The 25,836-nt window shown below is 70.8% G+C and carries 21 protein-coding genes; 9 read left to right on the top strand and 12 right to left on the bottom strand.

The window, feature by feature from the left end; translation table 11 throughout:
• Positions 1–142: 142 nt before the first annotated feature.
• The 5 genes from ABZZ74_RS42090 to ABZZ74_RS42070 form a co-directional block, all read right to left on the bottom strand.
• Positions 143–1,696, bottom strand: a complete 1,554-nt coding sequence (locus tag ABZZ74_RS42090) for a glycosyl hydrolase family 65 protein (RefSeq protein ID WP_356949423.1) — start codon at positions 1,694–1,696, stop codon at positions 143–145.
• A 79-nt stretch (positions 1,697–1,775) separates the two neighbouring features.
• A complete protein-coding gene (locus ABZZ74_RS42085; RefSeq protein WP_356949422.1) occupies positions 1,776–2,552 on the bottom strand; it encodes an NPP1 family protein in 777 nt (258 codons plus the stop codon).
• A 408-nt stretch (positions 2,553–2,960) separates the two neighbouring features.
• Entirely contained in the window at positions 2,961–3,941 is a 981-nt protein-coding gene (gene ligD / locus ABZZ74_RS42080; protein WP_356949421.1) for a non-homologous end-joining DNA ligase, read from the bottom strand.
• Between the two features lie 273 nt (positions 3,942–4,214).
• Positions 4,215–5,117, bottom strand: a complete 903-nt coding sequence (locus tag ABZZ74_RS42075; protein ID WP_356949420.1) for an SDR family oxidoreductase — start codon at positions 5,115–5,117, stop codon at positions 4,215–4,217.
• A 30-nt stretch (positions 5,118–5,147) separates the two neighbouring features.
• Positions 5,148–5,903 (bottom strand): SDR family oxidoreductase, encoded by a 756-nt coding sequence (locus ABZZ74_RS42070; RefSeq protein ID WP_356949419.1) that lies wholly within the window; start codon positions 5,901–5,903, stop codon positions 5,148–5,150.
• Positions 5,904–6,016: 113 nt separating this feature from the next.
• On the opposite strand from ABZZ74_RS42070, the gene ABZZ74_RS42065 reads away from it, so the two are divergent.
• Positions 6,017–6,718 (top strand): TetR/AcrR family transcriptional regulator, encoded by a 702-nt coding sequence (locus ABZZ74_RS42065; RefSeq protein WP_356949418.1) that lies wholly within the window; start codon positions 6,017–6,019, stop codon positions 6,716–6,718.
• A 352-nt stretch (positions 6,719–7,070) separates the two neighbouring features.
• Here the strand turns inward: ABZZ74_RS42065 and ABZZ74_RS42060 are convergent, their stop codons facing one another.
• On the bottom strand, positions 7,071–7,754 hold the full coding sequence (locus tag ABZZ74_RS42060; protein ID WP_356949417.1) for a response regulator transcription factor: 684 nt from the start codon (positions 7,752–7,754) through the stop codon (positions 7,071–7,073).
• 35 nt (positions 7,755–7,789) lie between these two features.
• Positions 7,790–8,971, bottom strand: a complete 1,182-nt coding sequence (locus ABZZ74_RS42055; protein ID WP_356949416.1) for a sensor histidine kinase — start codon at positions 8,969–8,971, stop codon at positions 7,790–7,792.
• A gap of 361 nt (positions 8,972–9,332) precedes the next feature.
• Here ABZZ74_RS42055 and ABZZ74_RS42050 point away from each other — a divergent pair, with 361 nt between their 5' ends.
• Positions 9,333–9,515 (top strand): hypothetical protein, encoded by a 183-nt coding sequence (locus ABZZ74_RS42050; RefSeq protein ID WP_356949415.1) that lies wholly within the window; start codon positions 9,333–9,335, stop codon positions 9,513–9,515.
• Between the two features lie 33 nt (positions 9,516–9,548).
• Here ABZZ74_RS42050 and ABZZ74_RS42045 read toward each other — a convergent pair whose 3' ends face one another.
• Both ABZZ74_RS42045 and ABZZ74_RS42040 read right to left on the bottom strand, forming a co-directional pair.
• Entirely contained in the window at positions 9,549–11,039 is a 1,491-nt protein-coding gene (locus tag ABZZ74_RS42045; RefSeq protein WP_356949414.1) for an MFS transporter, read from the bottom strand.
• Between the two features lie 111 nt (positions 11,040–11,150).
• On the bottom strand, positions 11,151–11,600 hold the full coding sequence (locus ABZZ74_RS42040; RefSeq protein ID WP_356949413.1) for a hypothetical protein: 450 nt from the start codon (positions 11,598–11,600) through the stop codon (positions 11,151–11,153).
• Between the two features lie 43 nt (positions 11,601–11,643).
• Here ABZZ74_RS42040 and ABZZ74_RS42035 point away from each other — a divergent pair, with 43 nt between their 5' ends.
• Positions 11,644–12,234 carry a cytochrome P450 gene (locus ABZZ74_RS42035; protein ID WP_356949412.1) on the top strand — a complete coding sequence of 197 codons (591 nt, stop codon included), beginning with the start codon at positions 11,644–11,646 and terminating at the stop codon, positions 12,232–12,234.
• Positions 12,235–12,236: 2 nt separating this feature from the next.
• Complete coding sequence (locus ABZZ74_RS42030; protein ID WP_356949411.1) at positions 12,237–12,887, top strand: TetR family transcriptional regulator; 651 nt, start codon at positions 12,237–12,239, stop codon at positions 12,885–12,887.
• An 11-nt stretch (positions 12,888–12,898) separates the two neighbouring features.
• Here ABZZ74_RS42030 and ABZZ74_RS42025 read toward each other — a convergent pair whose 3' ends face one another.
• The 3 genes from ABZZ74_RS42025 to ABZZ74_RS42015 form a co-directional block, all read right to left on the bottom strand.
• Positions 12,899–13,825, bottom strand: a complete 927-nt coding sequence (locus ABZZ74_RS42025) for an SGNH/GDSL hydrolase family protein (protein ID WP_356949410.1) — start codon at positions 13,823–13,825, stop codon at positions 12,899–12,901.
• A 388-nt stretch (positions 13,826–14,213) separates the two neighbouring features.
• Positions 14,214–16,832 carry a LamG-like jellyroll fold domain-containing protein gene (locus tag ABZZ74_RS42020; RefSeq protein WP_356949409.1) on the bottom strand — a complete coding sequence of 873 codons (2,619 nt, stop codon included), beginning with the start codon at positions 16,830–16,832 and terminating at the stop codon, positions 14,214–14,216.
• A 127-nt stretch (positions 16,833–16,959) separates the two neighbouring features.
• Entirely contained in the window at positions 16,960–18,456 is a 1,497-nt protein-coding gene (locus ABZZ74_RS42015) for an arabinofuranosidase catalytic domain-containing protein (RefSeq protein WP_356949408.1), read from the bottom strand.
• 484 nt (positions 18,457–18,940) lie between these two features.
• Between ABZZ74_RS42015 and ABZZ74_RS42010 the strand changes: the two genes are divergently transcribed.
• The 5 genes from ABZZ74_RS42010 to araB all read left to right on the top strand — a co-directional run bounded on the left by ABZZ74_RS42010 (position 18,941) and on the right by araB (position 25,820).
• Complete coding sequence (locus tag ABZZ74_RS42010) at positions 18,941–19,972, top strand: substrate-binding domain-containing protein (RefSeq protein ID WP_356949407.1); 1,032 nt, start codon at positions 18,941–18,943, stop codon at positions 19,970–19,972.
• A 333-nt stretch (positions 19,973–20,305) separates the two neighbouring features.
• Positions 20,306–21,427 (top strand): substrate-binding domain-containing protein, encoded by a 1,122-nt coding sequence (locus tag ABZZ74_RS42005; RefSeq protein WP_356949406.1) that lies wholly within the window; start codon positions 20,306–20,308, stop codon positions 21,425–21,427.
• Between the two features lie 2 nt (positions 21,428–21,429).
• Positions 21,430–23,010, top strand: coding sequence for a sugar ABC transporter ATP-binding protein (locus ABZZ74_RS42000; RefSeq protein ID WP_356949405.1), 1,581 nt, complete (start codon positions 21,430–21,432; stop codon positions 23,008–23,010).
• Positions 23,007–24,026 carry an ABC transporter permease gene (locus ABZZ74_RS41995; RefSeq protein ID WP_356949404.1) on the top strand — a complete coding sequence of 340 codons (1,020 nt, stop codon included), beginning with the start codon at positions 23,007–23,009 and terminating at the stop codon, positions 24,024–24,026. Before ABZZ74_RS42000 ends, ABZZ74_RS41995 begins: the two co-directional genes overlap by 4 nt.
• Positions 24,027–24,140: 114 nt before the next feature.
• Positions 24,141–25,820, top strand: coding sequence for a ribulokinase (gene araB / locus ABZZ74_RS41990; protein WP_356949426.1), 1,680 nt, complete (start codon positions 24,141–24,143; stop codon positions 25,818–25,820).
• Positions 25,821–25,836 lie beyond the last annotated feature (16 nt).

The following is a 25,836-nucleotide window of genomic DNA, read 5'->3' as shown; positions in this document are numbered from 1 at the left end:
ATGCAGTACCGCCCCCGCCTCATCGAGGGCCTCATCGCCAAGACCGGGCTCGATCTCCAACCGCCGTAACCTCAGCCGTTAAAGATCTCTAGCCGCCAGTGGCACAACAGGTCTGCCGGGCCACCCGGCCCGGCAGACCCCACTACACCCCGAGGACCAGCTCCACGGTGTGGTGTCCCGTCCCCTCGGCGGGTACGACGGCTTCAGCCGGCCGCCCGTCCACCGCGCACTCCAACACCCGGCCGCCGCCCCCGCTCAGCGCGATGTCGAGCGTCATGCGCCGGTAGCGGAGTCCGCGCAGGCTCACCGCGCCCCACTCGGGCGGCAGACACGGCCGCAGTCGCAGGGCGTCCTCGGCGAAGTCCAGACCGAACAGGCCGTCGTGGATGAGGCGCAGGTACGCCGTGACGGACCACGTCTGGTCGGGCTGTGACTCGAAGTGCTCGGCCCGCCCGCTGCCGCCCTCCTGCCAGCCGCCGTCGACGGCACCGCTGACGGAGTCGTACAGCTCGTAGAAGCCGTCGCTCGACGCGACCAGCGTGGCGAGCTGCTCGGCGGCCCGGGCGAACAGATCGCTGCGGCCCGCGCTCGCGGCCGCGTTGCCGAACAGGCCGTGCACCATCGGCCACACCATGACGTTGTGCCGCCCCGGCCTGGCGTCGTCGAAGCGCGGAAAGTGCGGCCAGACGTTGACGACGCCGTGCGGCTGCCAGTGGGCGTTCTCCAGGATCTGCTCCGCCCGCTGCCCATCGGCGGGCCCGCACAGCAGCGCGAGGGCGAGACCAGCTCCCTCCTGGGAGACGTCGACCGTGCCGTCGTCTTTGAGGAGGTAGGCGTATGTCCCGGCGTCCGCACGCCACAGATGCCGGTCGACCGCCTGGCGCAGACGTCGCGCGTCCGCCCGCAGGGACCTGGCCCGAGCCGGCTCGCCGAGACTGTCGGCCATGTCCGCGAGCGCCGACTGGGCGCCGAAGTAGAGGCAGTTCGTCGACAGGCACATCAGTCGCTCGGTGCCGGGATGGTCCAGTACGAAGGACGAGCGCACCCAGGCCGAGGCGGGCGGACTGGGATAGCCGGAGATGCCGTCGTTCATGAAACCGGCCCCGCGGAAGAGTCCGTAGGAGGTGTCGAAGTCGAGGGCCGTGCGCACGGCGAGGGTGCGGGCGGCCGTCCGGTACGCGCGGGCCAGGAAGACGCGGTCGCCGGTGACCCGGTAGTGGTGCCGGGCGGCAAGGATCCACACCACCTGGTCCCACCACTGGTCGTCCTGCTGCACGACGAGCCCGTCCGGGCCGCGGTCGACCACCGACCACAGCGTGTTGCGGCCGACGTCCGGCGCGAGCAGGCTCACCGCGTTCCACGCGTTGACGGCGGCGTCCCGGGTCCACCGCTGCGGCGCGGGATACCCGCCCCCGGCCCGTACGACCGTGCCGGGCGGGTAGGTCAGCAGCCCCGCCTTGTCGTAGACCGCAGGGTCGGCGGCGATCGTGTGGGTGTCGGCGAGAGCCGAAAGAGCCCTGGCGTACAGACCGCCGAGCCTGCGCTGGGTGGTGGGGTCGCTGAAGGTGAGGGAGGGCATGCGGTAGCCGTTCCCCTCGGCCGTGGCCCGGGCACTCGCCGTGCCGAGGGCCGCCACCGCGGCCAGAAAGCTCCGCCGCGTCAGCCGCCCTCGGTCGATCCGTCTTCCCACCGGCATGCTCCGCCCTTCCCGAACTCCCTGAGCCAGGATGACTCCGGGAGCTGTGGAACGAGCGAACCGGTCAGCGGTCGCGGGATCAGGCGCTCGGGTCGAACGCGATTCCGGACGGCTTGGCCGAGGTCAGGTGCGCGGTGAAGTTGGCGTCCTTCAGACCGAAGTTGGCGCTGCCGAAGTCGTACGCGCTCAGCTTGTCACGCAGGCCCGCGGGGTAGCCGTTCCAGCCCACCAGCGGCGGGTACTGCCAGGTGTGCTTGTCGTTCTCCGGCGGCTCGTCGTTCGTGTTGGCGAGACGGAAGTCGTGCGTGCCGATGCCGTCCTTGTGATAGACGATCTTGGCGTGGCTGCCGTCGAAACGGACCTCGGACGCCGCGTGCACCGTGAACGAACCGTGGTTCGACGTCGACACGTACTTGATCTGCCCGTCCTGCACCCAGACCACGACGTGCTCCCAGTCGTTGCGGTGCCCGCCGATGCTGCTGTTCGCGAGGGCCTGGTCCTTCTCGAAGTACAGGCCGTACATATAGGCGCACCAGCCGTTGTTGCACTTGTAGCGCGAGTAGCTGTTCGTGTTGTCCAGGTCGGAGGCGTCGTGGCACTCCCCGCTGAGCGAACCCGTGGGCTTGAGTCCGCCGTTGATGGTGCCGTCCGGGCCGATGGCCGGCGTCGGGTAGCAGCCGTCCGTGTCGTAGTCGAAGGCCGGCTGGTAGGTGAACTCGGTGGCCTCGGCGTTGGCGGGCAGCGCACTGGGCGGTGCCGCGAAGGCGGTGGTGGGGACGGCGAGAACGAGCGCGGCCGAACCGGCCAGGCCGGTCAGCCATCTCCTGCGGTGTGCCTTCAGCTTCGGTGACGACACAGCGTCCTCCTCCTGGTGGGGGCGCAGCCCAACGGCTGTGGGGGGCAAGGGAGTTCAGCATCCAGGGTTTTCACTTCCGGGCCAAGACGTCCCAGGCGTACCGGTGGTGAAGCGCAGCCCAATACTTGATCGGGGAGGGGCGGCGAGACGCGGTGAAGGGTGGTCAGGGGCGTGCGGGCGATGAGCAGGGGGCAGTGGGAGGCGTGCGGGTGAGGAGCAGAGAGGGCATCGGAGGCGGTCGAGGAGGTCAGGGGCGGTCAGGGGGCGGCGACATGCGACAGCGGGAGCTTCCGGGGGCTGTCGTACAGTGATGTGCGGTCCGGGGTGGCGGCGCGCGGTGACGGGCGGTCTGGCGTGTCGAAGGGCGGTGCCGGGTGGTCAGGGCCGGCGGTGTGCGGTGGCACGCGGTCAGGTGAGGTCTTCCGGCAGGTCGGCCGCCGAATTCTCCGGCGCGAGGTCGGGCCGCAGCCGTAGCCAGGACGGCTGGCGCAGCATGCCCGCCCGGGTACGGGTGCTGAACCGGACCTCCCCGACCAGCCGCGGTACCACCCAGTGCGCGCCCGCCACATGCGGCACCGGATCGAACGGGCATACGTCGGTCTCCGCGGCCCGCAACAACTCGGCCAGCCGCACCCGCTCGGCCTCGCTCCAGCCGGTCCCCACACCGCCCACATACCGCAGCCGCCCCGCCGCCCGCTGTCCGACGAGGACGGCACCCGGCAGCCCCTGCAACCGTCCCTTGCCCGGCAGCCACCCGCCCACCAACACGTCCTCGCTGCGCATGTTGCGGATCTTGATCCAGGCCCGCGACCGCACCCCGGCCTCGTAAACCGAGTCCAGCCGTTTGCAGACCAGACCTTCCAGTCCGTGCTCGACGGTGGCCCGCAGGGCCTCCTCGCCGTGGCCGACGAGCGCGGCGGGCGTGGACCAGTGGGCCCCGCCGAGACCGATCTCCTCCAGCAGCCCGCGCCGCCGGGTGTAGGGGAGCCCGGTGAGGTCCTGCCCGGCCAGGTGCATCACGTCGAACAGGACGAGGTGGACGGGCACCTTCGTCGCCTGCCGTGCCGCCTTGCCGGGCGCGTGCGCCAGGCCCATCCGGGACTGCAGCAACTGGAAGTCGGCACGCCCCCGTTCGTCCAGCGCCAGCACCTCCCCGTCCAGTACCGCTGCCGTCCTCCCCAGCGCCGCGCCGAGTGGCCGGAGCTCGGGATAGGCGGCGGTGATGTCCTCACCGGACCGGGCGCGCAGCAGCACAGTGCCGTCCCCTTCGAGATAGGCGACCACGCGCTGGCCGTCCTGCTTGGTCTCATAGGCCCAGCGGGCATCCTGGGCGACCGGCGGCAGCTTGCCCGGCGTGGCGAGCATGGGCGGGATCAGGGGGAGCGTCACGGGGTCACTTGTCGACACCTCGGCGCCCCGCCACGCGCCCAACCGACCGGTTTCGCCTGAACGGCGCTGCCTTCCGCCAGGCGAGCTGACGGTCCGTCTGCCGGCCGGGGTGCTCTTCTCGGGCCGCCCCCCGCTCCGCCTGAACGATGTTGCCTGCACGCAGTCGGCCCGCCACAGCGCTGCCTTCCGCCGGCGACCTGACGGGGCCCTGTGCTTGGCAGACGCCACTACCCTCACCCCCGTCCACCCCCCGCCCTCCCACAACGGCGCGCCCTACAGACTGCTCGCAGGCGTCAGCAAGTCTTCCAGGCCCACTCGGCGGAAGAATTCCACCCGGATGCGGTCGGCCACCGCCGAGACGACCGCGCTGCCGTCCCGGCTGGGGTCCACATGGACGCGGAACGGCCGCGTGCCGGCCGGGAGTTCCACCACGCGCACGACCGCGTCGGCCACCTCGGAGACATCGGCGTCCGGTGGTATCAGCCCGGCCAGCCGCTCGTTGACGTCGTCCATCAGCGCCTTGTAGCGGGCGTCGTAGGCGGCGGCCCGCTCCACGTCGGCGGGCGTGCCGGCGTGGGCGAAGTGGTTGGTGCCGGAGGTGAAGGCACCCGGCACGACGATCGAGGTGTCGATCCCGAACCGGATGACCTCGGCGGCGTAGCTCACCGCGAGGGCGTCCATCGCCGCCTTGGCCGCGAAGTAGGGGGCGAGGAAGGGCGGGCAGCCGCCGCGGGTGCTGGAGGAGCCGATCCACACGAGGTGGCCCTGGCCCTGCCGGCGCAGCTGTGGCAGTGCCGCGCGGTTGACGCGCTGGGTCCCCAGGACGTTGGTGTCGTAGACGTCCGCCAGCTGCTCCGGGGTGAAGGCCTCGGCGGGGCCCAGCACCATGTGCCCGGCGTTGTGCACCACGACATCCAGCCGTCCCTGCTCGGCGACGATCCGCTCGACTGCTGCGTCCGCGCTGTCCTGCGCGGTCACGTCGAGCTCCACGGCGCGCAGATCGACGCCGTGCTCCTCGGCGTGTGCGGCCAGGTCCGAAGCGGCTGACGCGTTACGGGTGGCGAGGGCGCGCATCCCCGCGTAGACGGTGTGGCCGCGCGCGGCGAGCGCGCGGACGCTGAGGGCGCCGAAACCGCTGGAGGCGCCGGTGACGAGGATGACCTTGCTGTCGTTCATGGTATTCCGTTCCTTTGTCAGAGCCGGCCGTCAGATGATTCCGCCGTTGGCCCGCAGTACCTGGCCGTTGACCCAGTGGCCCTCGGGGCCGACCAGGAAGGACACGACGCTGGCGATGTCCTCGGGCGTGCCCAGGCGCTCCAGCGGCGGCTGCGCGGCGAGGCGGGCGACGGTCTCCTCGTCCTTGCCGTCGAGGAAGAGCTCGGTCGCGGTGGGACCGGGGGCGACGGCGTTGACGGTGACGTCACGCCCCCGCATCTCGCGGGCGAGGATCAGCGTCAGCGCCTCGACCGCGCCCTTGGTGGCGGCGTAGGCGCCGTAGCCGGGGAAGGCCAGCCCGACCACCGAGGTGGAGAAGTTGACCAGCGCTCCGCCCGGGCGCAGCCGGCGCGCCGCCTGCTGGTCGACGACGAACGTGCCGCGGATGTTGGTGCGGTACAGAGAGTCGAGCTCGGCGAGGTCGAGGTCGGCGACGGGGGAGAGCGGCATGCGGCCGGCGGCGTGCACGACCGCGTCGACGCCGCCGTAGGTGGTCTCCGCGAGGTCGAACAGGGCGGCGATCTCGTGCTCGTCGGCGACGTCCGCACGCGCTGCCTGTGCGGTGCCGCCGGCGGCCTCTATGACACGGACGGCCTCGTCAGCCGCCTCCTTGTTGCCCGCGTATCCGACGACGACTGCGTACCCGTCCGCGGCGAGGCGCTCGGCGACCTGTCGTCCGATGCCGCGTGATCCGCCGGTCACGATCGCGACGCGCCGGTCCGCGGAGGTGGAGGTGTGAGTGGTCATGACTGCGTCCTTTGTTAGCGATGCTACGTTGTGCTCGTATCGACGATAACACGGCTTCGTAGCATCGCTACCTCTTATTCGTATCGACGATACGAATGGCGTACGGTAGACCCATGGATGCGAGGGAAAAGATCCTGGAAGCGGCCACGGACCTGCTGGCCAAGGCCTCGGTCGCCGATGTCTCCACGCGGGCCGTCTGCGAGGCGGCCGGGGTGGGTGCGCCGATGCTCTACCGGCTCTTCGGCGACAAGGCCGGGCTGCTGGCGGCCGTCGTCGACCGGGGTTTCGAGGCGTACCTCGCCTCCAAGCGGGCGGCCAGGCCGAGCGACGACCCGGTCGCCGACGTCAGGAGCGGCTGGGACAACCACATGCGCTTCGCGCTGGAGCACCCCAACCACTACCGCCTGATGTACTCAGTCGAGTTGACGGTTCCGCCGGCCGCGGCGCAGGAGGCGCACGCCCTGCTGCACGGGATCCTCGAGCGCTGCGCGGCCGCCGGCCGGCTTACCGTGCCGCCCGCGCTCGCCACGCAGATGATCATGTCGGCCAATGTCGGCGCGGCCCTGTCGATGCTGACCCGGCCCGAGCAGTACCCGGACCCGCAGTTCTCCGAGCGGCTGCGTGACGCCGTTCTCGACTCGGTGACGCGTCCGGCCGCCACCGACGAGCCCGCCGAACGGGACGATCAGGGCAGGGCGGTCCCGGTCGCCGCCGCCACACTCGCCGCGCGCCTGCGTGCCGAACAGTCGACGGTCTTCACCCCGGCCGAGTCGGCCCTGCTGGAGCAGTGGCTGGACAAGCTGTCGGCAGGCTGAGGGGCCCGCCCGGCCCTGCGGCGGCTGCACCGGCCCGACCGGGTGGGCCGACGACCCGCCGCTGTTGGGGGTCCCCTGGTCGGGCCGGCATGCGCCACCCCGACCGCCAGGCCGCGTAGAAACCGGCTCTCACCTGCCGGCGTGCCCGCATCGTCCAGACCGTCAGACCCTCGGCCCGGCTACCGCTCCCCGGCGCGCCAGGCCCACACCACCCCCGATGCAGCCGCCCAGCCGGGGCCACAGCCAGCCACCTTGCGGGGCCCGCACCACCCGATCGGCAGCCTCCACCGGGCCTGCCGCTGCCCGTCCTGAGTAGCCCGCACCACCCCGATCGGCACGCGCCCCACCTGACCTACCGCTCCCCTCCCTGCGGAGCCTGCACCAGACCCGACTGGTAAGCCATGACGACCAGTTGGGCGCGGTCGCGGGCGCCCAGTTTCGTCATCGCCCGGTGCACGTGCGTGCGTACGGTCAGCGGGCTGACGTACAGCTTCTCGGCGATCTCCTCGTTGGAGTGCCCCTCGGCCACCCACGCCATGACCTCCCGTTCACGGGCGGTCAGGCCGGTCAGGTCGTCGGAGCCGGGGAGCCGGTGGCCGCGGGCCGGGGTGGTCAGGAAACGGGTGATCAGCGCACGCGTGGCGAGTGGCGAGAGCAGGGAGTCGCCGCGGGCCACGGTCCGGATGCCGTCCAGAAGCGCGTCGGCGGTCACGTCCTTGCCGAGGAAGCCGCTCGCGCCGGCCCGCAGTGCCTGGGCGACGTACTCGTCGATCTCGAAGGTGGTGAGGATCAGCACGCGCGTGTCCGCCAGGTCGGGGTCGGCGCAGATCGTGGACGTGGCGGCGAGCCCGTCGGTGCCCGGCATGCGGATGTCCATCAGCACGAGACCGGGGCGGTGTTCGCGCGTGAGCGCCACCGCCTCACGGCCGTCGGCGGCCTCGGCGACCACCTCCATGTCGTCGCAGGACTCGATCAAGATGCGGAAGGTGGCCCGCAGCAGGGCCTGGTCGTCGGCGAGCAGCACGCGGATGGTCATCGGGCCCGTTTCTGTCGTCTCATCGTGATACCGCCTCATGGCGTTGCCGGGTACAGAGGCAGTCGGGTGGTGACCTCGAAGCCGCCCTCCAGGCGGTGCCCGGCCTGCAGGGCGCCGCCGACGGAGTGGGCGCGTTCGCGCATGCCGATCAGCCCGAAACCGCTGCCCGGCGCGGGCGAGGCGGTGGCGTTGCCGTCGTCGGTGACGGTGATGGTCATGTGGTCGTCGCCGTAGCGCAGCCGGACGTACGCGGCCCGGGCAGCGGCGTGCTTGGTGACGTTGGTCAGCGCCTCCTGCACGATGCGGTACGCGGTGAGGTCCACGCCGGGTGTGAGCGGCCGGGGTACGCCTTCCGTGCTCACCTGCACGGTCAGGCCGGTGGACTGCAACGCCTCCGTCAGCTCGCCGAGTTGGCCCAGTCCCGGCGTCGGGGCGAGAGGAGCGTCGGGGTCGTCCTTCTGGCGCAGCAGGCCGACGGTGGCCTTCATCTCGCGCAGGGCCGACGACGTCGTACCGGCGAGGTCGGTGAGTATCTTCTGCACCTGTTCGGGATGGGTGCGCGCCAGATGGGCCGCCGTACCCGCCTGGGCGTTGGCCAGGGCCAGATGGTGGGCGACGACGTCGTGCAGCTCACGGGCGATGCGCATGCGCTCATCGGCCACCCGGTGCCGGGCCTCCTCCTCGCGGCTGCGTTCGGCGTACTCGGCGCGCGCCTGCACGGCCTGCAGATACGCGCCCTTCATCCGGACCGTGCTGCCGGTGGCGACCGGCAGGAGCAGCCAGGCGGCAGGGCCCAGGGTCTTGAGGGGCCAGGGGTTGTCGTTGGGGTCGACGGCGAAGGCGGGGACGACCACGAGCACGAGCGTGGCGAGGAAGAAGGTCCGGGTGGTGCGGCGATCGGTGCTGACGGCCAGCCGGAACAGCGCCAGCATGACCGGGCCCAGCATCAGCGGGGTGAGCAGATGCCCCAGGGCGCCCGCTCCGGCGGCCCCCAGCGCGGTGACCGCGACGACGGTGCGGGGGTGGCGGCGGTGCCAGAACAAGGCCCCGCAGGAGACGGCCGCCAGCGCGAGGGTGGGCATGACGCGGTCGGAGTGGTGGGTGCCGGGCACCTGGATCTCGCTGCCGAAGGGGAACGCGGCGAACAGCAGCGCCGCCGCCATGGTGTCGACGACGCGGACGTGCTCGTCGTCGTAGCGCTGCCAGGGAATGCTCATCGGTTCTCTCCGGTCGTGGTCCTCACGTCATGGTGGGCGATGCCCGCCGGAAACGACGGGAGACCCTCTGGGGGAGGGGGAGATCAAAAGCCCGGGCACACGGATACCTCAGACTCCCCGAGCGGGCTCGCCACGTCGTCGTGCGGCTGCCGACAATCGCCGCTACTGAGAACGCAGTACGAGGTCGGGCGCTCTCCTCCCTGGGCAGGAAGGCGGGATCGGCGTCGCGATGGTGCAGCGGGCTACACCCCGGGTCCGGGAGTGCGCTCCATCGAGGGGAGTGGACCGCGGACGGCAGTGTTGAACGCGTTCCCACCGTCACCGTTCTGGTCCGACCATCACCGTTTTGGAAGGAAAACCGATGAACTCCCCGCTGGTCTCGCGGCCCGTGCTCTGGTTTCTGTTCGTGTTCAACCTGGCGGTCGCCGTGGTGGCCCCTTTCGCCGTCGACGGCACCCAGGGCGTTTTGACCTGCGTCGGCCTGGGTGCCGTCGCGCTCGGCGCGGGTGTGAGCCTGCTGCGGACGCGGAGACGGCCGGCCTGAGGGCCGCCGGGGGCGGCCTTCAGGCGGCTGGGGTCAGCTGACCGGGGACGCGTCGGACGACGGTTCGGCCGACGATTCGGCGGTCGGCACCGGCGCGGTCCCCGTGACGGGGCGTCGGCGCGGGATGAACGACGCGACGGCGAAGGCGAGCAGGGCGGCACCCGCACCGAGGGCCATGACGGACTTGAAGCCGTTCTCCGAGGGCAGCGCGTAACCGCCCAGGCTGATCGTCATCTGGGACAGGATGACGCCGGCGATGGCGCTGGCGCAGGACGTACCGATCGAGCGCATCAGCGTGTTGAGGCTGTTGGCGGCGGCGGTCTCGGTGGGGTCCACCGCGCCCATGATCAGGGCGGGCATGGCGCCGTACGTGAAGCCGATGCCGGCGCCGATCACGCAGGACACCAGCACCAGGTGCCAGACCTGTGACATCGCCACGATGTTCAGTCCGTACCCGGCGGCCACGATGAGGGCGCCGATCATCAAGGTCACCTTCGGTCCCTTGGCCTTGGAGACGGCGGCCGAGACCGGCGCGAAGGCCATCATCACCAGGCCGGACGGCGCCATCACCAGGCCGGCGGTCAGCAGCGACTTGCCGAGACCGAAGCCGGTCTGGGTGGGCAGCTGCAGCAGCTGGGGCAGGACCAGGGACATCGCGAACATCGAGAAGCCGATCGCGATGGAGGCGAGGTTGGTCACCAGCACCTGACGGCGGGCGGTGGTGCGCAGGTCCACCAGCGGCTCGGTGGTGCGCAGTTCGAAGAAGCCCCAGGCGAGCAGCACCACGACGGCCGCCGCGAACAGGCCGAGGGTCGTGGCGCTGGTCCAGCCCCAGTCGGCGCCCTTGGAGATGGCGAGCAGCAGGGAGACCAGCCCCGCGGCCATGCCGAGGCCGCCGACGACGTCGAAGCGGCCGCCCGACCGCACCTTGGACTCGGGCACGAACAGCAGAACCAGGACCAGGGCCACCGCGCCCATGCCGGCCGAGCTCCAGAACAGCACGTGCCAGTCGAAGTGGTCTGCGATCAGGGCCGCCGTCGGCAGGCCCAGCGCGCCGCCGACCCCGAGCGAGGCACTCATCAGCGCCGTGGCACCCGCCAGCCGCTCGGTCGGCAGTTCGTCCCGCATGATGCTGATGCCCAGCGGCACCACGGCCGATGCCAGACCCTGCACCGCCCGGCCGACGATCATCGGTACGAGCGAGTCGCTGAGCGCGCACAGGATGGACCCGGTCACCAGCAGCACCACGCTGACCAGCAACATCCGCCGCTTGCCGAACATGTCGCCGAGCCGGCCCACCACCGGAGTCGCCACCGCGGCGGCCAGCAGTGTGGCGGTCACGGCCCAGGCGGTGTCCGACGCGGGCGCGTCCAGCAGTTTGGGCAGCTCCGGGACGATCGGGATGACCAGCGTCTGCATCAGCGAGACGACGATGCCGGCGAAGGCCAGCACCGCGACCACGGCGCCCGGCCGGGGAGCGGCCGGATCGGCCGCGTTCGCGGGTCCGGGAAGGGCGTCGGACATGAAATAGCCTCCAGGCACAACGGGACAGGCGAACAGCTTGCCAGTTTTAAGGCAGGCGCCTGACTTACTGTAAGGGCTCGGTTTGCCTGATCGCGCCGGGACCGCCGGATCTCAGGAGGGCGTATGCACCCGCGTGCGGACGATCTGCTCCCGAGGTATCCCTTCCACGGCGATACGGCACTGGAGGCACCCGGAGAGTGGGCCGCGCTGGGGCAGCGGTGCCCCCTCGCGCGCGTACGCCTGCCCAGCGGGGACGAGGCGACGCTGCTCACCCGGCCCGAGGACGTCCGCCGGCTGCTGTCCGACACCCGGTTCGGCAATGTGCTGCGCGCGGACGGCGCCGCGCGCCTCGCCGACGAGGAGGCGGGCGGGGTCTTCGGCAGCGACATGGCGATGGCCATCCCGGCGCACGGCAGGGAGCACGCGCGGTGGCGGCGGACCGTGGGCCGGTGGTTCACCGCCGAGCGCATGGCCGCGCGGCAGCCCGGCATCGAGGCCGTGGCGGAGAAGCTGGTGGACGACATGGTGTCCCACGGTCACCCGGCGGACCTGCGGGCGCACCTGGCCTTCCCGCTGCCCGTGTGGGTGATCTGCGATCTCCTCGTTGTCCCCGCCGCCGACCACGACCGGTTCGCGGGGCCGTCCCCGGACTCGGCGACTCCGCCTACTGGTCCGACGTCATTCTCAACCTCGCCCACTACGCCCAGGACGTGTCGACCTGCTCAGCGATCTGGCGACCGCGTGGGACGACGACGAACCGCCCCTGTCCGAACGGGAACTGGTCTTCACCGGCCAGACCCTGCTGATCGCCGGGCACGAGACCACCACCAACGTCATCGGCAAGATGGTGGCCCTGCTGCTCGCCGACCGCCGCCGCTGGGAGCGCCTGCTCGCCGACCCCTCCCTGGTGCCGCTCGCGGTCGAGGAGGCGCTGCGCTTCGACGCCGAGCCCGGCATCGGCGTACCCGCACCCGGCGAGATGCGGCTCGATCGCAGCCCCAACCCCCATCTGGCGTTCGGCGCCGGCCCGCACGCCTGCCTCGGTCAGGAACTCGTCCGTACCGAGCTGCGGACCGTCCTCCATGTGCTGTTGCGTAGGCTTCCGTCGCTGGAACTCGCCGCACCGACGGCGGACCTGCGACGGCTCGAGGGGCTGGCCGTCGGAGGGCTGAGCGAAGTCCCGGTGCGGTGGTGAGCATGGCGAGCAGGACGGCACGGGCGGAACAGGTCAGCGCGACCCGTGAGCTGATCCTGACCGCGGCGGAGCGGCTGTTCGCCGAGCGGGGCGTCAACGCGGTCTCCAACCGTCAGGTCAGCGAGGCCGCCGGCCAGGGCAACAACACGGCCGTGGGTTACCACTTCGGCACCAAGGCCGACCTGGTCCGCGCGATCGTCCGCAAGCACGCCACCCGCATCGAGGAGATCCGCGCCCGGCTGCTGGCCGGCATCGGTGACTCCACGGACGTACGCGACTGGGTGGACTGCCTGGTGCGGCCCATCCCCGAGCACCTCGGCGCGCTGGGCGGACCGACCTGGTACGCACGGTTCTGCGCGCAGGTCGTCACGGACCCCGCGTTGCACGAGATCCTCGTCGAGGAGTCCCTCGCCTCCCCGACCCTGCGCCAGATCATCGACGGGCTGACGCGCTGCCTGCCCGAACTGCCCCCCGAAGTACGGGCCGAGCGTGCCGAGATGGCGCGCCATCTCATCGTGCACATGCCTGCCGAGCGGGAGCGCGCGATCGCCGAGAACCGGGCCACGCCCCGCGCCAACTGGGACGGTGCCGCCAGTGGCCTCGCCGACGCCCTCGTCGGCCTGTGGCTGGCCCCGATCTCGTCCCGTTCCTGACGGGAGCCCGTTCACCCCGTGACGCCGAAGGCCGACAGTGTCGCCCCGGCCATGCCCCGTTCCCCGCGCTCGTTGGGGTGGACGGCAACGGCCGGGGCGAGCGGGACGAGCGGCTCGATCCAGCGGGTGTCACGGGCCGAGCAGGCATCGTGTCCCACGGAGGGGGTGTACGTGTCGACATAGCCCGCCCCCGCCGCTTCGGCGCGCGCCCGCAGCATCGCATTCAGCTGCCGCTCCGTGGCATGCAGATAGCCGACGTCTCCGGGCGCCAGCCCCATCGCCCGCCCGCAGTTCGATCCTTCGGCCGGCAGGATCGCCGGATATCCGACGACGTACACCCGGGCCCGCGGTGCCCGGCGCCGGACCTCGCTCAGTGCGCCGGTGAGCCGCTCGCCCGCCGCGCGGATCTTCTCCTCCGTCTGGTCGGTGCCGCCGGCTCCATAGCGTTCGCGGCAGGGTGCGCCGTTCGAGGCCCGGGTGCCGCCGAGCGCGTAGTAGACGACTCCGCGCTCCACGCACTGCCTGATCATCGAGCTGAATCCGATGTCGTTGCCGCCGATGCCGAGGGTCACCAGACGTGTGCGGCTGGAAAGGGCGTCCAGCTGCGCCGGGTTGGCCCCGTCGTCGGTGCCCTGGGCCAGGGAGAGGTCGCCGATGGTGGCACCGCTGCAGCTGACGTCGCGGAAGTCGGTCGCGTCGAGGCCCAGTCGGCGGGCCACCAGTGAGGGGTAGTTGCGGTCCGAGCGGTCGCAGCCGGCCGGGCTGCCGTGCTGGTCCGGGATTCCGGGGCCGGCGGTGTAGGAGTCGCCCAGGGCGACGTAGGGCCCCTTGGGCGGGGCCTGGCCGGGGCTGTCGCCGTGGTGGGTGACGCCGAGCGTGATGCCCAGCGCCCCGAAGGCGAGCAGCCCGGCCAGCAGGGCCCGTACGGAGGTCTTCATCGGTGTCCTGTCCTTCATCTCTCTCGAGTCCGGTGAGGCGCGTCCGGACGTGGCCGGAGCGTCGCTCGGCCGGGGGAGGGGCGGCTGGACAACCGAGCAGTGGGCGGGGGCGGTGCACGGCACGCGGGGTCGCCTCCGCTTAGGCGGCCCCGGTCGGAGGACGGGACGCGGGTCCCGTCCGACAAGGGGTTGCTTGCGTCAGGCAAGCACGGATATATTACTTGAGTCAAGCAATAGAAGTTTTACTTGAGTCAGGCAGGCAGAACAACAGGGTGGCCGACCTGCCCCACGGCGGCCTGCTCGGACACGACGAAGTCGCCGTCGTCGACGGCGACTTGGCCGAGCAGCGGTTCGTCGCCGCGTACCGCACCGGCGACACTGCCTTCCGTCAGGTCAGGGTGAGCTCCAGGACCGTGACGGACAACGGTGGCAACGTACTGGTGAACGCCGCTGCCGCACCGGTGACCGTGCTCGTGGTGGGCACGAGGGCATGCGGGTCGGTCAGGGTGTTGGTGGTGGTGCGTGACGCTCCGCTCAGCACGGTGGCCGTCGCCGTCTTCTTCACCCCCTTGGGCAGCCCCGTCAGCTCGATGGGCACGCTCGCCTTCTGCGTGCCGGAGTTGACGATCGCGAGGTAGAGCCGCTTCCCGGCGCGGGTTGCGACCGTGGCGACGGCAGGCAGCGCACGCGCGGTGGCCGGCAGGACGGTGTCGCCGAGCCGGCTCGTCAGCATGTGCTGCGCCCAGTAACTCGGTGAGGCGTAGCTGGTCAGGTTGTCGTAGGCGATCAGGTTGGTCGCCCAGACGTTGTTGTTGACGTTGGAGAAGAGGGGTGCGTAGCACTCCATGAGGACCTGGTCGGAGTTGCGGATCAGTCCGGCCAGCCAGGCGGCGTCGCCGAGCGCCGCGTTGAGGTCGGGGGTGGGGCGGCCTTCCTGGGCGGCCCACTCACCGACGAACACCTTCGTCGAGCCGCGGTCCCGGTTGTCGTACTTGTGCGTGGAGGCCTGGGCGGCGGACGGCGCGAGGTAGTAGTGCTCGTCGATCAGATCCGGGGTGCGGCTCGTCACCGTCGTCGAGGCGATCAGCTTCAGATGGGGGTACTTGGCCTTGATCGCGTCGTAGAAGGCGGCGAACCGCTCGTCGTAGGACCCCGAGGAGTCGAACCAGTCCTCGTTGCCGATCTCCACGAACTCCAGCGGGAACGGCTTCGGGTGGCCGTCGGCGGCCCGCTTCGCGCCCCAGGTGCTGGTGGCGGGACCGGTGACGTACTCGATCTCGTCGAGGGCGTCCTGGATGTACGGCTTGAGGGCGTCGCCGGTGACGTGTTCGCCCCGGAGCGAGTAGCCGGCGAAGACGGCGAGCACCGGCTGGGCACGCATGTCCTCGACCCACTCCAGGTATTCGAGGAGTCCGAGGCCGTCGGTGGACCAGTAGCCCCAGGCGTCGTCCATGTGGCCGGGGCGCTGCCAGACCGGGCCGATGGTGTTCTTCCAGTTGAACCGCGTCGCGATGGTGTTGCCCTCGAGGAAGTTGCCACCGGGGAAGCGCAGGAACTTCGGCTTGAGGGCGACCAGTTTCTCCATCAGGTCGACCCGCAGACCGTTCGGGCGGTTGTTGTAGGTGGGCGGGAAGAGGGAGACGTGCTGCAGCCAGAGCGTCTGGCCGGCGGCGGACGGGTCGTCGGTGGTCACGGTCAGCCGCGCGTCACCGACCACGGGAACGCCCGAAGGGGTGCGCAGGGTCAGCTCGAAGGGCCGGTCCCGGAACGCGGTGCCCACGTGGGGAAGGCGCGCTGAGGCGTACACGGTCGAGCCGTCCGCGGACTCGATGGCCACCCTGAGCGGGCCGAGGCGTCGGGTCGCCTTGGCGAACAGCCGGGCGGTGTAGGTGGTCCGGGGCCGCACGGGTATGCCCCAGAAGCCGTCGTTGGCCACGCCGGCCCGGTTGCCGGCTCCAGTGGTGGTCGGCAGGACGACCTTGAGGGACCGTGTGAGGACGTCGTTGAGCGGCGTGGAGGTGTCCAGCGCGAGAGTCGTCCCGCCCACCGCGGACCAGTGCACGGGGGAGGTGTCGCTGGCCATCATCGAGCGGTTCTGCACGAGCTCGGCATAGATGCCGCCCTCGCCGGAGTGGTTGATGTCCTCGAACATCAGGCCGGGCAGGATGGGGGAGACGGCGTGCGCCGGGTGGGCGACGTCCACGCTCAGCAGCGGTGTCGTGCTCTCCACCGGCACCCCCGCCAGCGTGGCGACCTGGTCGGAGGTGAGGGCGGTCGGGAACAGCCATACGTCGTCGATGAGACCGTGCCACTGGTCGACGTGACCGCCGCTGTAGAGCGCCCGGCCGACGGCGGTGTCGCCGGTGCCGGCCCAGCCGGAGGTGTAGTCGGCCTGGCCCTCCAGCACGCCGTTGACGTAGAGGCGGGTGACGCCGGCCGAGGGGTCGCTGACGCCGACGAGGTGGGTCCAGGTGCCGGTGGTGGGAGCCGAGGCGGCGGCCGCCACGGCGGCACCCTGATCGGCGTCGGAGTCGAGCCGGGCGAAGGCGAAGGTGCTGGTGTCGTCGCGCAGCCCCAGGTAGAAGGCGCTGACGACCTTGCCGTCGATGCTGAGGGCGGTCTGGTAGCCGCCCAGCTGGCCGAGGTTGACCCAGGCGGCCACCGTGAACGCCTTGGAGGTGTCGAGGACGGGCCCGGACGCGGTGGCGTTGCCGCCCGCCGTGAGGCTCAGGCTGTGGGCGCCGACCTTGCCGGTGTCCCAGCCGGCCGCGCCCTGGAGGGTCACGGTGTGGGCGTTGCCGGACGCGTCGGCGGCGGAGGTGCCGGAGCCCTCGTCGAAGGTCCAGTGTGCGGCCGCGGCGGGCAGGTCCGTGGCGGTTGCGTCCGCTGCCGTGGCGGAGCGCTCGGCGGCGCGGGCGGGAGCGGCGGCGACGAAGGTGCCGGCCAGGGAGGCGGCGCCGAGGGCGGTCAGAACGGTTCTGCGGGGCAGTCCGGCTTCCGAAGGCATGTGGGGTTCCTTTGTGAGACGAATCGGCCGGGAGAACGGGGAGGGAGGTGGTCGGGGAGGAAGGACGGAGGCGCACAGGCCCGTCGGCGGGGAGGACCGACCGGCCGTCGGTGAGCGGTCGTTGAGGTCAGGGCGCGATGTCCCACTGCTGGCAGACGTTGTCCAGCTGCGCCCACTGGCGCACGGTCGTGCCGTTGGCGGTGCCGCAGTTCGCCACGTCGAGGGTCATGCCGCTGTTGACGTTGGTGATCGTGTAGTGGCTGCCGGCCGGGGTGACGTCCCACTGCTGGCAGGTGTTGCCCAGTGACGCCCACAGCTGCGCCGCGGTGCCGTTGCCGATGCCGCAGTTCTTGTCGTCCAGCACCGTGCCGCTATTGACGTTGGTGATGGTGTAGTGGCCGTTTCCGGCACTGGTGAACTTCCACTGCTGGCAGGTGTTGCCGAGGGAGGACCACAGGTCGACGGCGGTGCCGTTGGCGGTGCCGCAGTTGACGGCGTCCAGCACCTTGCCGCTGTTGGGGTTGGTCAGCCGGTAGGCGGTGCCGGTGACCGGGAAGGTCTGGGCGGCCTGGGTGTAGCCGACGGAGACGATGTCGGCCTGCACCGCGTTGTCGGCCGTGTCGGTCGGGTAGCCGGAGGTCATGACGCCCTCGAAGAACGAGCCGTCGGACCAGTTGCTGTCGTCGCCGCCGGTGCCGAGGACGATGGCGCCCTCCTTGTGCATCGGCATGTAGCCGGTGGTGGTCGGCAGACTGCCGCTGTAGTCGGTCTTCAGGGTGCCGGACTGGGCGTTGCCGTCCTTGATGGCGTAGGTGGTGGTGCCGTTGTTCTTCTCCAGCGCCGTGACGAACGTGCTGGAGTTGCCCGTGTTGTTGCTGTTGGTTCCGTTTCCGCCGGCGAACAGGCCGTTCTCCAGGTCCGCCATGACCCATGGGCCGGAGCCGGAGCAGGGCGTGAACCAGCACTCCGTGCCGAAGTTGACGGCGTCCATGTGGCCGTTGCCGGTGTCCTTGCTGTTGGTCTCGGCGTTGCCGTAGTCGAAGCAGCAGTTGCCGTCGACGTGGTGGCCGCTGGTGACCATGTACGTGCCCTCCGGCTGGCTGCCGGTGGCGATCCCGGTGGTGCTGTTGTCGCGGTAGCCGACGCCGGCCTGCACGGAGACCCCGTACACCTTGTGGCCGCCCGCCGTGACGGGCAGGGCGTTCGCGATGGCGCCGACGTCCTGCCCGCCGTTGCCGCCCGGGCCCTCAACGGTGAGGTTGTTGCCCTTGCCGCTCTGGTCGAAGATCTCGGTGATGACGCACTCCGTGCCGGAGCAGAAGGAGTCCTGGGCCGCCGCGTTGGCGTAGCCGCCGGCGGTGAGCGTCCCGATGTTCGTGGTGGTGTTGTCGGACAGACGCTTGACCTGGTAGAGCGCGCCGCTGTACGAGGCGAACAGCGCCCGCGTGGTGCTGTGCGCGGCAACGCAGGGCGTGCCCGCGGAGGCGTAGATGTCACAGGGGAAGGACGACGCGGCCTGGGCCGTGCCCGCGGCACCGAGGGCCGCGGCCAGGATGCCGGCGAGGAGGGCGAGGACCGCGCCCACCACCCTGAGCCGGAGACCTCTCAGGTGTCTGACTGTCACTGTGAACCTCTTCCGTCGTGCGTGCCGGCCCCGCGGCGTGCGCAGGGACGGGGAGGTCCGCTGTCTGCGGACGAGCGGATTGTGAGCGTTAACAAGCGAGCACGTCAGACGCCGTCACTCATCCGGAAGTGTCGGGGAAGCGGGGGTGCGGGGTGCGGCTGTGGCGGGTCACGTGCGGCTCTGTACTCGGGCGATTGGGGTGATCGCCCGGTCTCGCGACTCCGTCTTTCTACGCTGGGATGAATAGCCGGTCAACTCTCTTGAACGGTCAAGAGAGTGGAAACAAAAGCTTTGAACTCTGCTTCCTCTGCCGTGCATTGATGGCTCGGCGGCGGATCGCATCGGGGGAAAGCCGCAGTTCGTGAGGGGTTCCCCGCCCATGGCAACGCTGTCGGAGCATTCGACGACAGGTCTGTCTCATGTCTTGACCCCTCCGGATTGTGTGCGTTAACAATTCCCACGACAGCCAGTGAGGAGGTGGAGCATGGACACGGAACGCGCACCGGTGATGGCGGACGTGGCCCGGCTCGCGGGCGTGTCGCACCAGACGGTCTCGCGGGTCCTCCACGACCACCCGAACGTACGGGCCGCCACCCGCGACCGGGTCCTGGCCGCGGTCCGCGAGCTCGGCTACCGCCCCAACGCCGCCGCCCGCACCCTGGCGACCCGCCGCACCCGCACCCTGGGTGTGATCAGCTTCAACACCACGCTGTACGGCCCCGCCTGCATGCTCTACGGCATCGAGCAGGCGGCCCGACAGCACGAGTACTTCGTCACCGTGGCCGCCGTCGGCACACTCGACCGGCGGTCCGTACTGGACGCCGTGGACCGGCTGCGCGACCAGGGCGTCGAAGGAATCATCGTGATCGCGCCGCAGACCTCCGCGATCGCCGCACTGGCGAACGTCCCCTCGGACGTGCCCCTGGTCGCGGTGGGCTGCGGGACCCACGCCGCGCTGGCCTCGGTGGCGGTGGACAACGAGGCGGGTGCCGAACTCGCCACCAACTACCTGCTGGACCTCGGCCATCGCACGGTGCACCACCTGGTCGGACCGCGTTCCTGGCTCGACGCGCAGGAACGCGAGGCTGGTTGGCGCGGCACCCTGGAAAAGCGGGGCGCCGCGGTGCCCGAGCCGCTCGCGGGTGTCGACTGGACGGCCCGCACCGGATACGAGCTCGGCCGGCGGATCGCCGCCGACCCCGATGTCACGGCGGTGTTCTGCGCCAACGACCACATGGCACTCGGCCTGCTGCGGGCCCTGCAGCAGGCCGGGCTGCGGGTGCCCGAGGACATCAGCGTGGTGGGTTTCGACGACATGCCGGAGACCGAGTACTTCGGCCCGTCGCTGACCAGCGTCCGCCAGGACTTCGACGAACTCGGCCGGCGCGCCCTGCGGCTACTGATCGAGATCGTCGGAGACCCCGACGCGGGGCTGGAGATGGCCGACGAGATGCACCACATCGTCATCCCGCCCACCCTCGTGGTGCGCACCTCGGCGACCCGCCCCCGACCCTGAATGAGGGAGTCCGTATGGACTGCTGCCAATCAGCATGACCGAACGTCAACTCAGCTGTTGCCATTGCCAGTTGAGTGAAATGCCTGACTGACCGTCAGATACCTGTCACCGCGCCGTAGGCCCCGCCCCACCGCCGCGACGTGCGCTTCCTGAGCCTCGTACCGCTCTGCCGTGGACCCACCCATCCCCCTCGCCGGGACGCTCCGGCATGCCCGTTCGCGGCCCCGTCATCCCCACCCCGCCCACCTCCGCTCCCGGCCGTGGGCTCCGCCACCCCGAAAACGCCTAGAAGGGCGCAGATCAATGATGATCCGTAGCAGAAGGTCCCGCACCGTGATCGCCGCGACAGCGGTGCTCATCTCGCTCGCCGCCGCCGGCTGCTCCAAGAACTCCGGCGGCTCCTCCAGCCAGGCCGGCGCCGGCTCGGCGAGCCCCAGCGCGGCCCCGGTCGCCCTGTCCGGGTCCGTCACCTTCAACCAGACGAGCCTGGCCAAGCTCGACGCGGAGCTGAAGTCCGCCCTGGCCGGCAAGGACCTGTCCAAGGTCGACATCGCGATGGTCGTGAACGTGGCCGCCGACTACTGGAAGGCTGGCCAGGTCGGCTTCCTCAAGGGCTGCTCCGACCTCGGCATCGCGAAGAGCAAGTGCACCTACTTCGCCCCGCCCAACGGCAAGTTGACGGAGCAGAACTCGGAGCTGGAGACCCTGCGCTCGCAGGGCGTCACCGGTTACTCGATCTCCGCGATCGACCCGACCTCCGCCGCCGGGACCATCCACACCGACGTGCAGAAGGGCATCGGCGTCCTGGCGATCGACTCGCCGCTGCCGGGCACCGACGCCGCCTCGCTCTACCTGGGCACCCCGAACTACACCGCCGGCTTCCAGGCGGGTACCGCGATGAAGCAGGTGCTCGGCGGCAAGGGCAAGGTGGCGATCCTGGTCGGCTCGCTCACCGCGTCGAACGCCACCCAGCGCATCGCGGGCTTCGAGGCCGCCCTCAAGGGCACCCAGATCACGGTCGCGCAGAAGGTCAACGACAACCTGCAGGCCAGCACGGCGACTTCGGACGCCGAGACCATCCTGGCCAACAACCCTGATGTGAACGGCCTGTACGGCGTGTACTCCTACGACGGTCCCGCGCTCGCGCAGGCGGTCACCTCGGCGGGCAAGACCGGGTCCGTGCACATCGTCTCCGACGACTCCGACGCCCAGACGCTGAAGTTCATCCAGTCCGGCGTGATTTCCGGAACCGTCGTGCAGATGCCGTACCAGCAGGGCTACACCGGGGCGTACCTCCTGGCCGCGGAGAAGGTGCTGGGCAAGGCCAAGACGATGGCGATCGTCAAGCCGTACCTGGAGAAGGACGGCTCGACCCTGAGCTCCGGCGTGGGCCTGGTCACCAAGTCCGACCTCAGCGCCTACCAGTCCCTCGAGTCGCAGCTCGGGATCGGCTGAGCATGACGGCCACCCAGAACGCCCCGGGCCGCGCGATCACCGCGCGGCTGCGGGGAGTCCACAAGTCCTACGGACCGGTCCGCGTCCTGGACCTGCCCGAACTCGACCTGTACGCCGGTCAGGTGATCGGCGTGGTGGGCGAGAACGGCGCCGGAAAGTCCACGCTGATGGGGACGTTGGCCGGCTCGGTCCACCGGGACGGCGGCGAGATCCTGGTCGACGGCCAACCCCTCGTCGCGGGGTCCACCGAAGCGGCCGGGCAGCTCGGCATCGCCATGGTCTCGCAGGAGTTCCCACTGGTCGGACAGCTGTCCGTGGCGGAGAACCTGCTGCTGGGCCGCCGGCCGCGCAAGTCGAAGCGGCGGCTGCTGGTGGACCGTGCGGCACAACGGGCCGAGGCGGAGGCGATGCTGACGGAGATCGGCCTGTCCGCCAGGACGATCCCGGTCAGCCGGGAGGTGCGCACCCTTCCGGTGCCGACCCGCCAGATGATCGAGATCGCCAAGGCCTGGGGCCGCGAACCCAAGCTGCTGATCCTGGACGAACCGACTTCCTCCCTGGGCCCGGTCGAGGCCGAGATGGTCCTGGGCCTGGCCCGGCAACTCGCCGAGCGCGGCGGCACGGTGCTCTTCATCGGGCACCGCCTGGACGAGGTCCGCGACATCAGCGACCGCGTCCTGGTGCTGCGCAACGGCAGGCTGGTGGCCGACCTCGAACCGGCGGAGGCCACCGAGGAACGGCTGATCCGGGAGATGGTGGGCGGTGAGGTCGCCCAGGGCGAGCCGAAGGCACCGCCCGCGACCAGCCCCGTCCTGCTGCGGGTCGAGGGCCTGACCGCGGACGGTCTGGGACCGGTCGACCTGGAGGTGCGCGAGGGCGAGATCCTCGGCGTGGCCGGGCTCATGGGCTCCGGCCGCAGCCGCCTCGTCCACACCATCGCCGGCGCGCAGCCCTCCACGGGCGGCCGGATGCTGCTGGGAGGCGAGCCCTACCACCCACGCGGCGCGGGCGACGGCGTGGCGGCCGGGATCGCCCTGATTCCCGAGGACCGCAAGGAACAGTCCCTCGTCCTGTTCGCGTCGATCCGCTCCAACGTCCTCGTCTCCGTGCTCAAACGGATCAGCACCCGGGGCCTGCTCGGCCCGGGACGCGAGCGCGCCGAGGCCCGGAAGATCGCCGAGAACGTCAACGTCCGGATGCAGTCGGTGGAGCAGCCGATCGGCTCCCTGTCGGGAGGCAACCAGCAGCGTGCCATCTTCGGCCGCGCCTTCGCCGCCGAACCACGTCTGCTGCTGCTCGACGAGCCCACCCGCGGCGTGGACGTGGGCGCGAAGGCCGAGATCTACAAGCTGATCGACCGGGCGGCCGAACAGGGCCTGGCGGTGGTGGCAGCCTCCTCCGAACTGGAGGAACTGCTGTGGATCTGCCACCGCATCGCGGTGATGAACCACGGCCGGGTCGTCACGGTCATCGACCGGGCCGACGCCACCAAGGAACGGATCATGACGGCCGCGGCCGGCACGTCCGCGCTCCACCGGAAAACCCCCGACCAGGAAGAACTGACGAACGGAGCCACAGCATGAGCGCGCAGAGCACGCTCGCACCCGAGGAGGCCGCGCCCAAGTCGCGTCCGGCCGCAGCGAGTCTCGCCCGTAAGCTCGCCGCCTCTCCGGAGGCCGGAGTCATCATCGCCTGCGTGCTGGTGTTCGTCGGGATCGCGGCCAACGCCGACACCTACACCGCGGTGGGCAACCTCCAGGTGATGGGGCGCGACCTGGCGCAGGTCGGCATCCTCGCCATCGGCGAGTCGCTGGTCATCCTCACCGGCGGCATCGACCTGTCGGTGGGCGCACTGGCCGGCCTGGCCGGCATCCTCGCCGCCTGGATGAATGTCAACGCGGGCATGCCCGCGCCCCTCGCGATCCTTCTCACGCTGGTGATCACGGCCTGCGTCGGCCTGTGGCACGGCATCATGGTCACCCGCCTCAACGTGCCGCCGTTCGTGATCACCCTGGTCACCTACACCGTCGCACAGGGCATGGCGCTCGCCATCACCAGCGGCTCGCCCATCAACAACCTCGACCCCATGTTCAGCAACCTCAGCCAGTACTACATCGGCCAGATCCCGGTACCCGCCCTGTTCTTCGTCGGCGCCGCCGCCATCGCCTGGTTCGTCCTCGAACGCACCTACGTGGGCCGCCAGATCTACGCGGTCGGCGGCAACAAGGAAGCCGCCCGTCTCGCGGGCATCCCGACCGCCCGCCGAATCACCTCCACCTACATCGCCAGCGCCGTGCTCGCCGGTGTGGTCGGCATCCTGGTGATCGGCCGTATGAACGTGGCCGACCCCTCGGTCGGGGCGGGCTGGGAACTGACCGCGATCGCCGCCGCGGTGGTCGGCGGGATGTCCCTCTCCGGCGGCGAGGGCCGCATCGCCGGCATCGCGGCCGGCGCGATCCTGCTGGAGTTCATCACCAACGGACTGCTCGCGCTCAAGGTCAGCCCGTACGACCAGCAGGTCGTCCAGGGAGCGGTGCTCGGCGTCGCCATCCTGCTCGACCGGGTGCGCGCCCGCTACTTCGGCAGAAGCCGGACCTGAGCGCCCGACGCGCCGGTCGAGTCGCCCGCCGAGGATCCTGCCACCCTCTCGGCGTCTTCGGAAACTCGAACGATGGTCGGCATATCGAATACGTCTGTGAGGAGGAGGCTGATGATGAACACCGGAGACGAGGAATCCGCGAACTCGGAACCCTGTGTCGTGGGTGTTGACTTCGGAACCCTGTCGGGCCGCGCCGTGGTGGTCCGGGTGCGTGACGGGGCGGAGTTGGGAACGGCGGAGCACGCGTACCGGCACGCGGTCCTGGACCGTGAGTTGCCGGACGGGACGCGGCTGCCCCCGGACTGGGCGTTGCAGGTGCCGTCGGACTACCTGGACGTGCTGCGCAATGCGGTGCCGGAGGCGCTGGCGGCTGCCGGTGTGCGGCCGGCGCAGGTGATCGGCATCGGCACGGATTTCACGGCGTGCACGGTCCTGCCGGTGCTGGCGGACGGCACGCCGCTGTGTGAACTCCCCGAGTACAGCGCCCGCCCGCACGCCTACGTGAAGCTGTGGCGCCATCATGCCGCGCAGGGCCAGGCCGACCGGATCAACGCGCTGGCCGCGGAGCGCAAGGAGCCGTGGCTGGAGCGCTATGGCGGCAAGATCTCCTCGGAGTGGGAGTTCGCCAAGGCGCTGCAGGTGCTGGAGGAGGACCCGGAGATCTACCGGCGCACGCAACGCTGGGTGGAGGCGGCGGACTGGATCGTGTGGCGGCTGTGCGGGAGTTACGTCCGCAACGCCTGCACAGCCGGGTACAAGGGCCAGTACCAGGACGGCACGTACCCGTCCCGGGCCTACCTGGAAGCACTCAACCCCGACTTCGCGGACTTCGTCACCGACAAACTGGAGCACCCCATCGGCCAACTCGGCGATGCGGCAGGCGTGTTGACGGCCGAGGCGGCGGCCTGGACGGGGCTGGCGGAGGGCATCGCGGTGTGTGTCGGCAACGTCGACGCCCATGTGACAGCCCCCGCCGCCGGAGCGGTGGAACCAGGCCAGATGGTCGCCATCATGGGCACCTCGACCTGCCACGTGATGAGCTCCGACCAGCACGGCGTGGTGCCGGGCATGTGCGGGGTGGTGGACGGCGGGATCCTGCCGGGCCTGTGGGGGTATGAGGCGGGACAGAGCGGAGTCGGTGACATCTTCGCCTGGTTCGTGCGCACCGGCTTCCCCGCCGGGTACGCCGAGCGGGCCGCTGCGGCCGGCCAGAGTCCGCACGAGTACCTGACCGACCTCGCGGCCGGGCAGAAGGTCGGCGAACACGGCCTGGTGGCCCTCGACTGGCACAGCGGCAACCGCTCCGTCCTGGTCGACCACGAACTCAGCGGTGTCATCGTGGGCCAGACCCTGTCGACCCGACCGGAGGACATCTACCGGGCGTTGCTGGAGGCCACCGCATTCGGCACCCGGACGATCATCGAGGCGTTCGAGAAGTCCGGGGTGCCGGTCGACGAGCTGATCATCGCGGGCGGTCTGACGAAGAACGCACTCCTCATGCAGATCTACGCCGACGTCACCCGCCGCCCGCTGAGCATCATCGGCTCCACCCAGGGCCCCGCCCTCGGTGCCGCCATGCACGCGGCGGTCGCCGCCGGGGCCTACGGCGACATCCAGGCCGCCGCAGCGGCGATGGGCAAGGCCGACCGGGGCGTGTACCAGCCCGACCCGGAACGCGCCCTGGCCTACGACCGCCTCTACGACGAATACCGCCTGCTGCACGACTACTTCGGGCGCGGCGCCAACGACGTGATGCACCGTCTGCGCGGTCTGCGCGCCGAGGCCTCCGCCTGAACCACCCTTGTGAAAG

It is taken from the genome of Streptomyces sp. NPDC006476 (assembly GCF_040612015.1).
Classification (GTDB): Bacteria; Actinomycetota; Actinomycetes; order Streptomycetales; family Streptomycetaceae; genus Streptomyces; species Streptomyces griseorubiginosus_B.
Note: the sequence above shows the minus strand (reverse complement) of the source record. Positions and strands in the feature narration are given on the sequence as shown.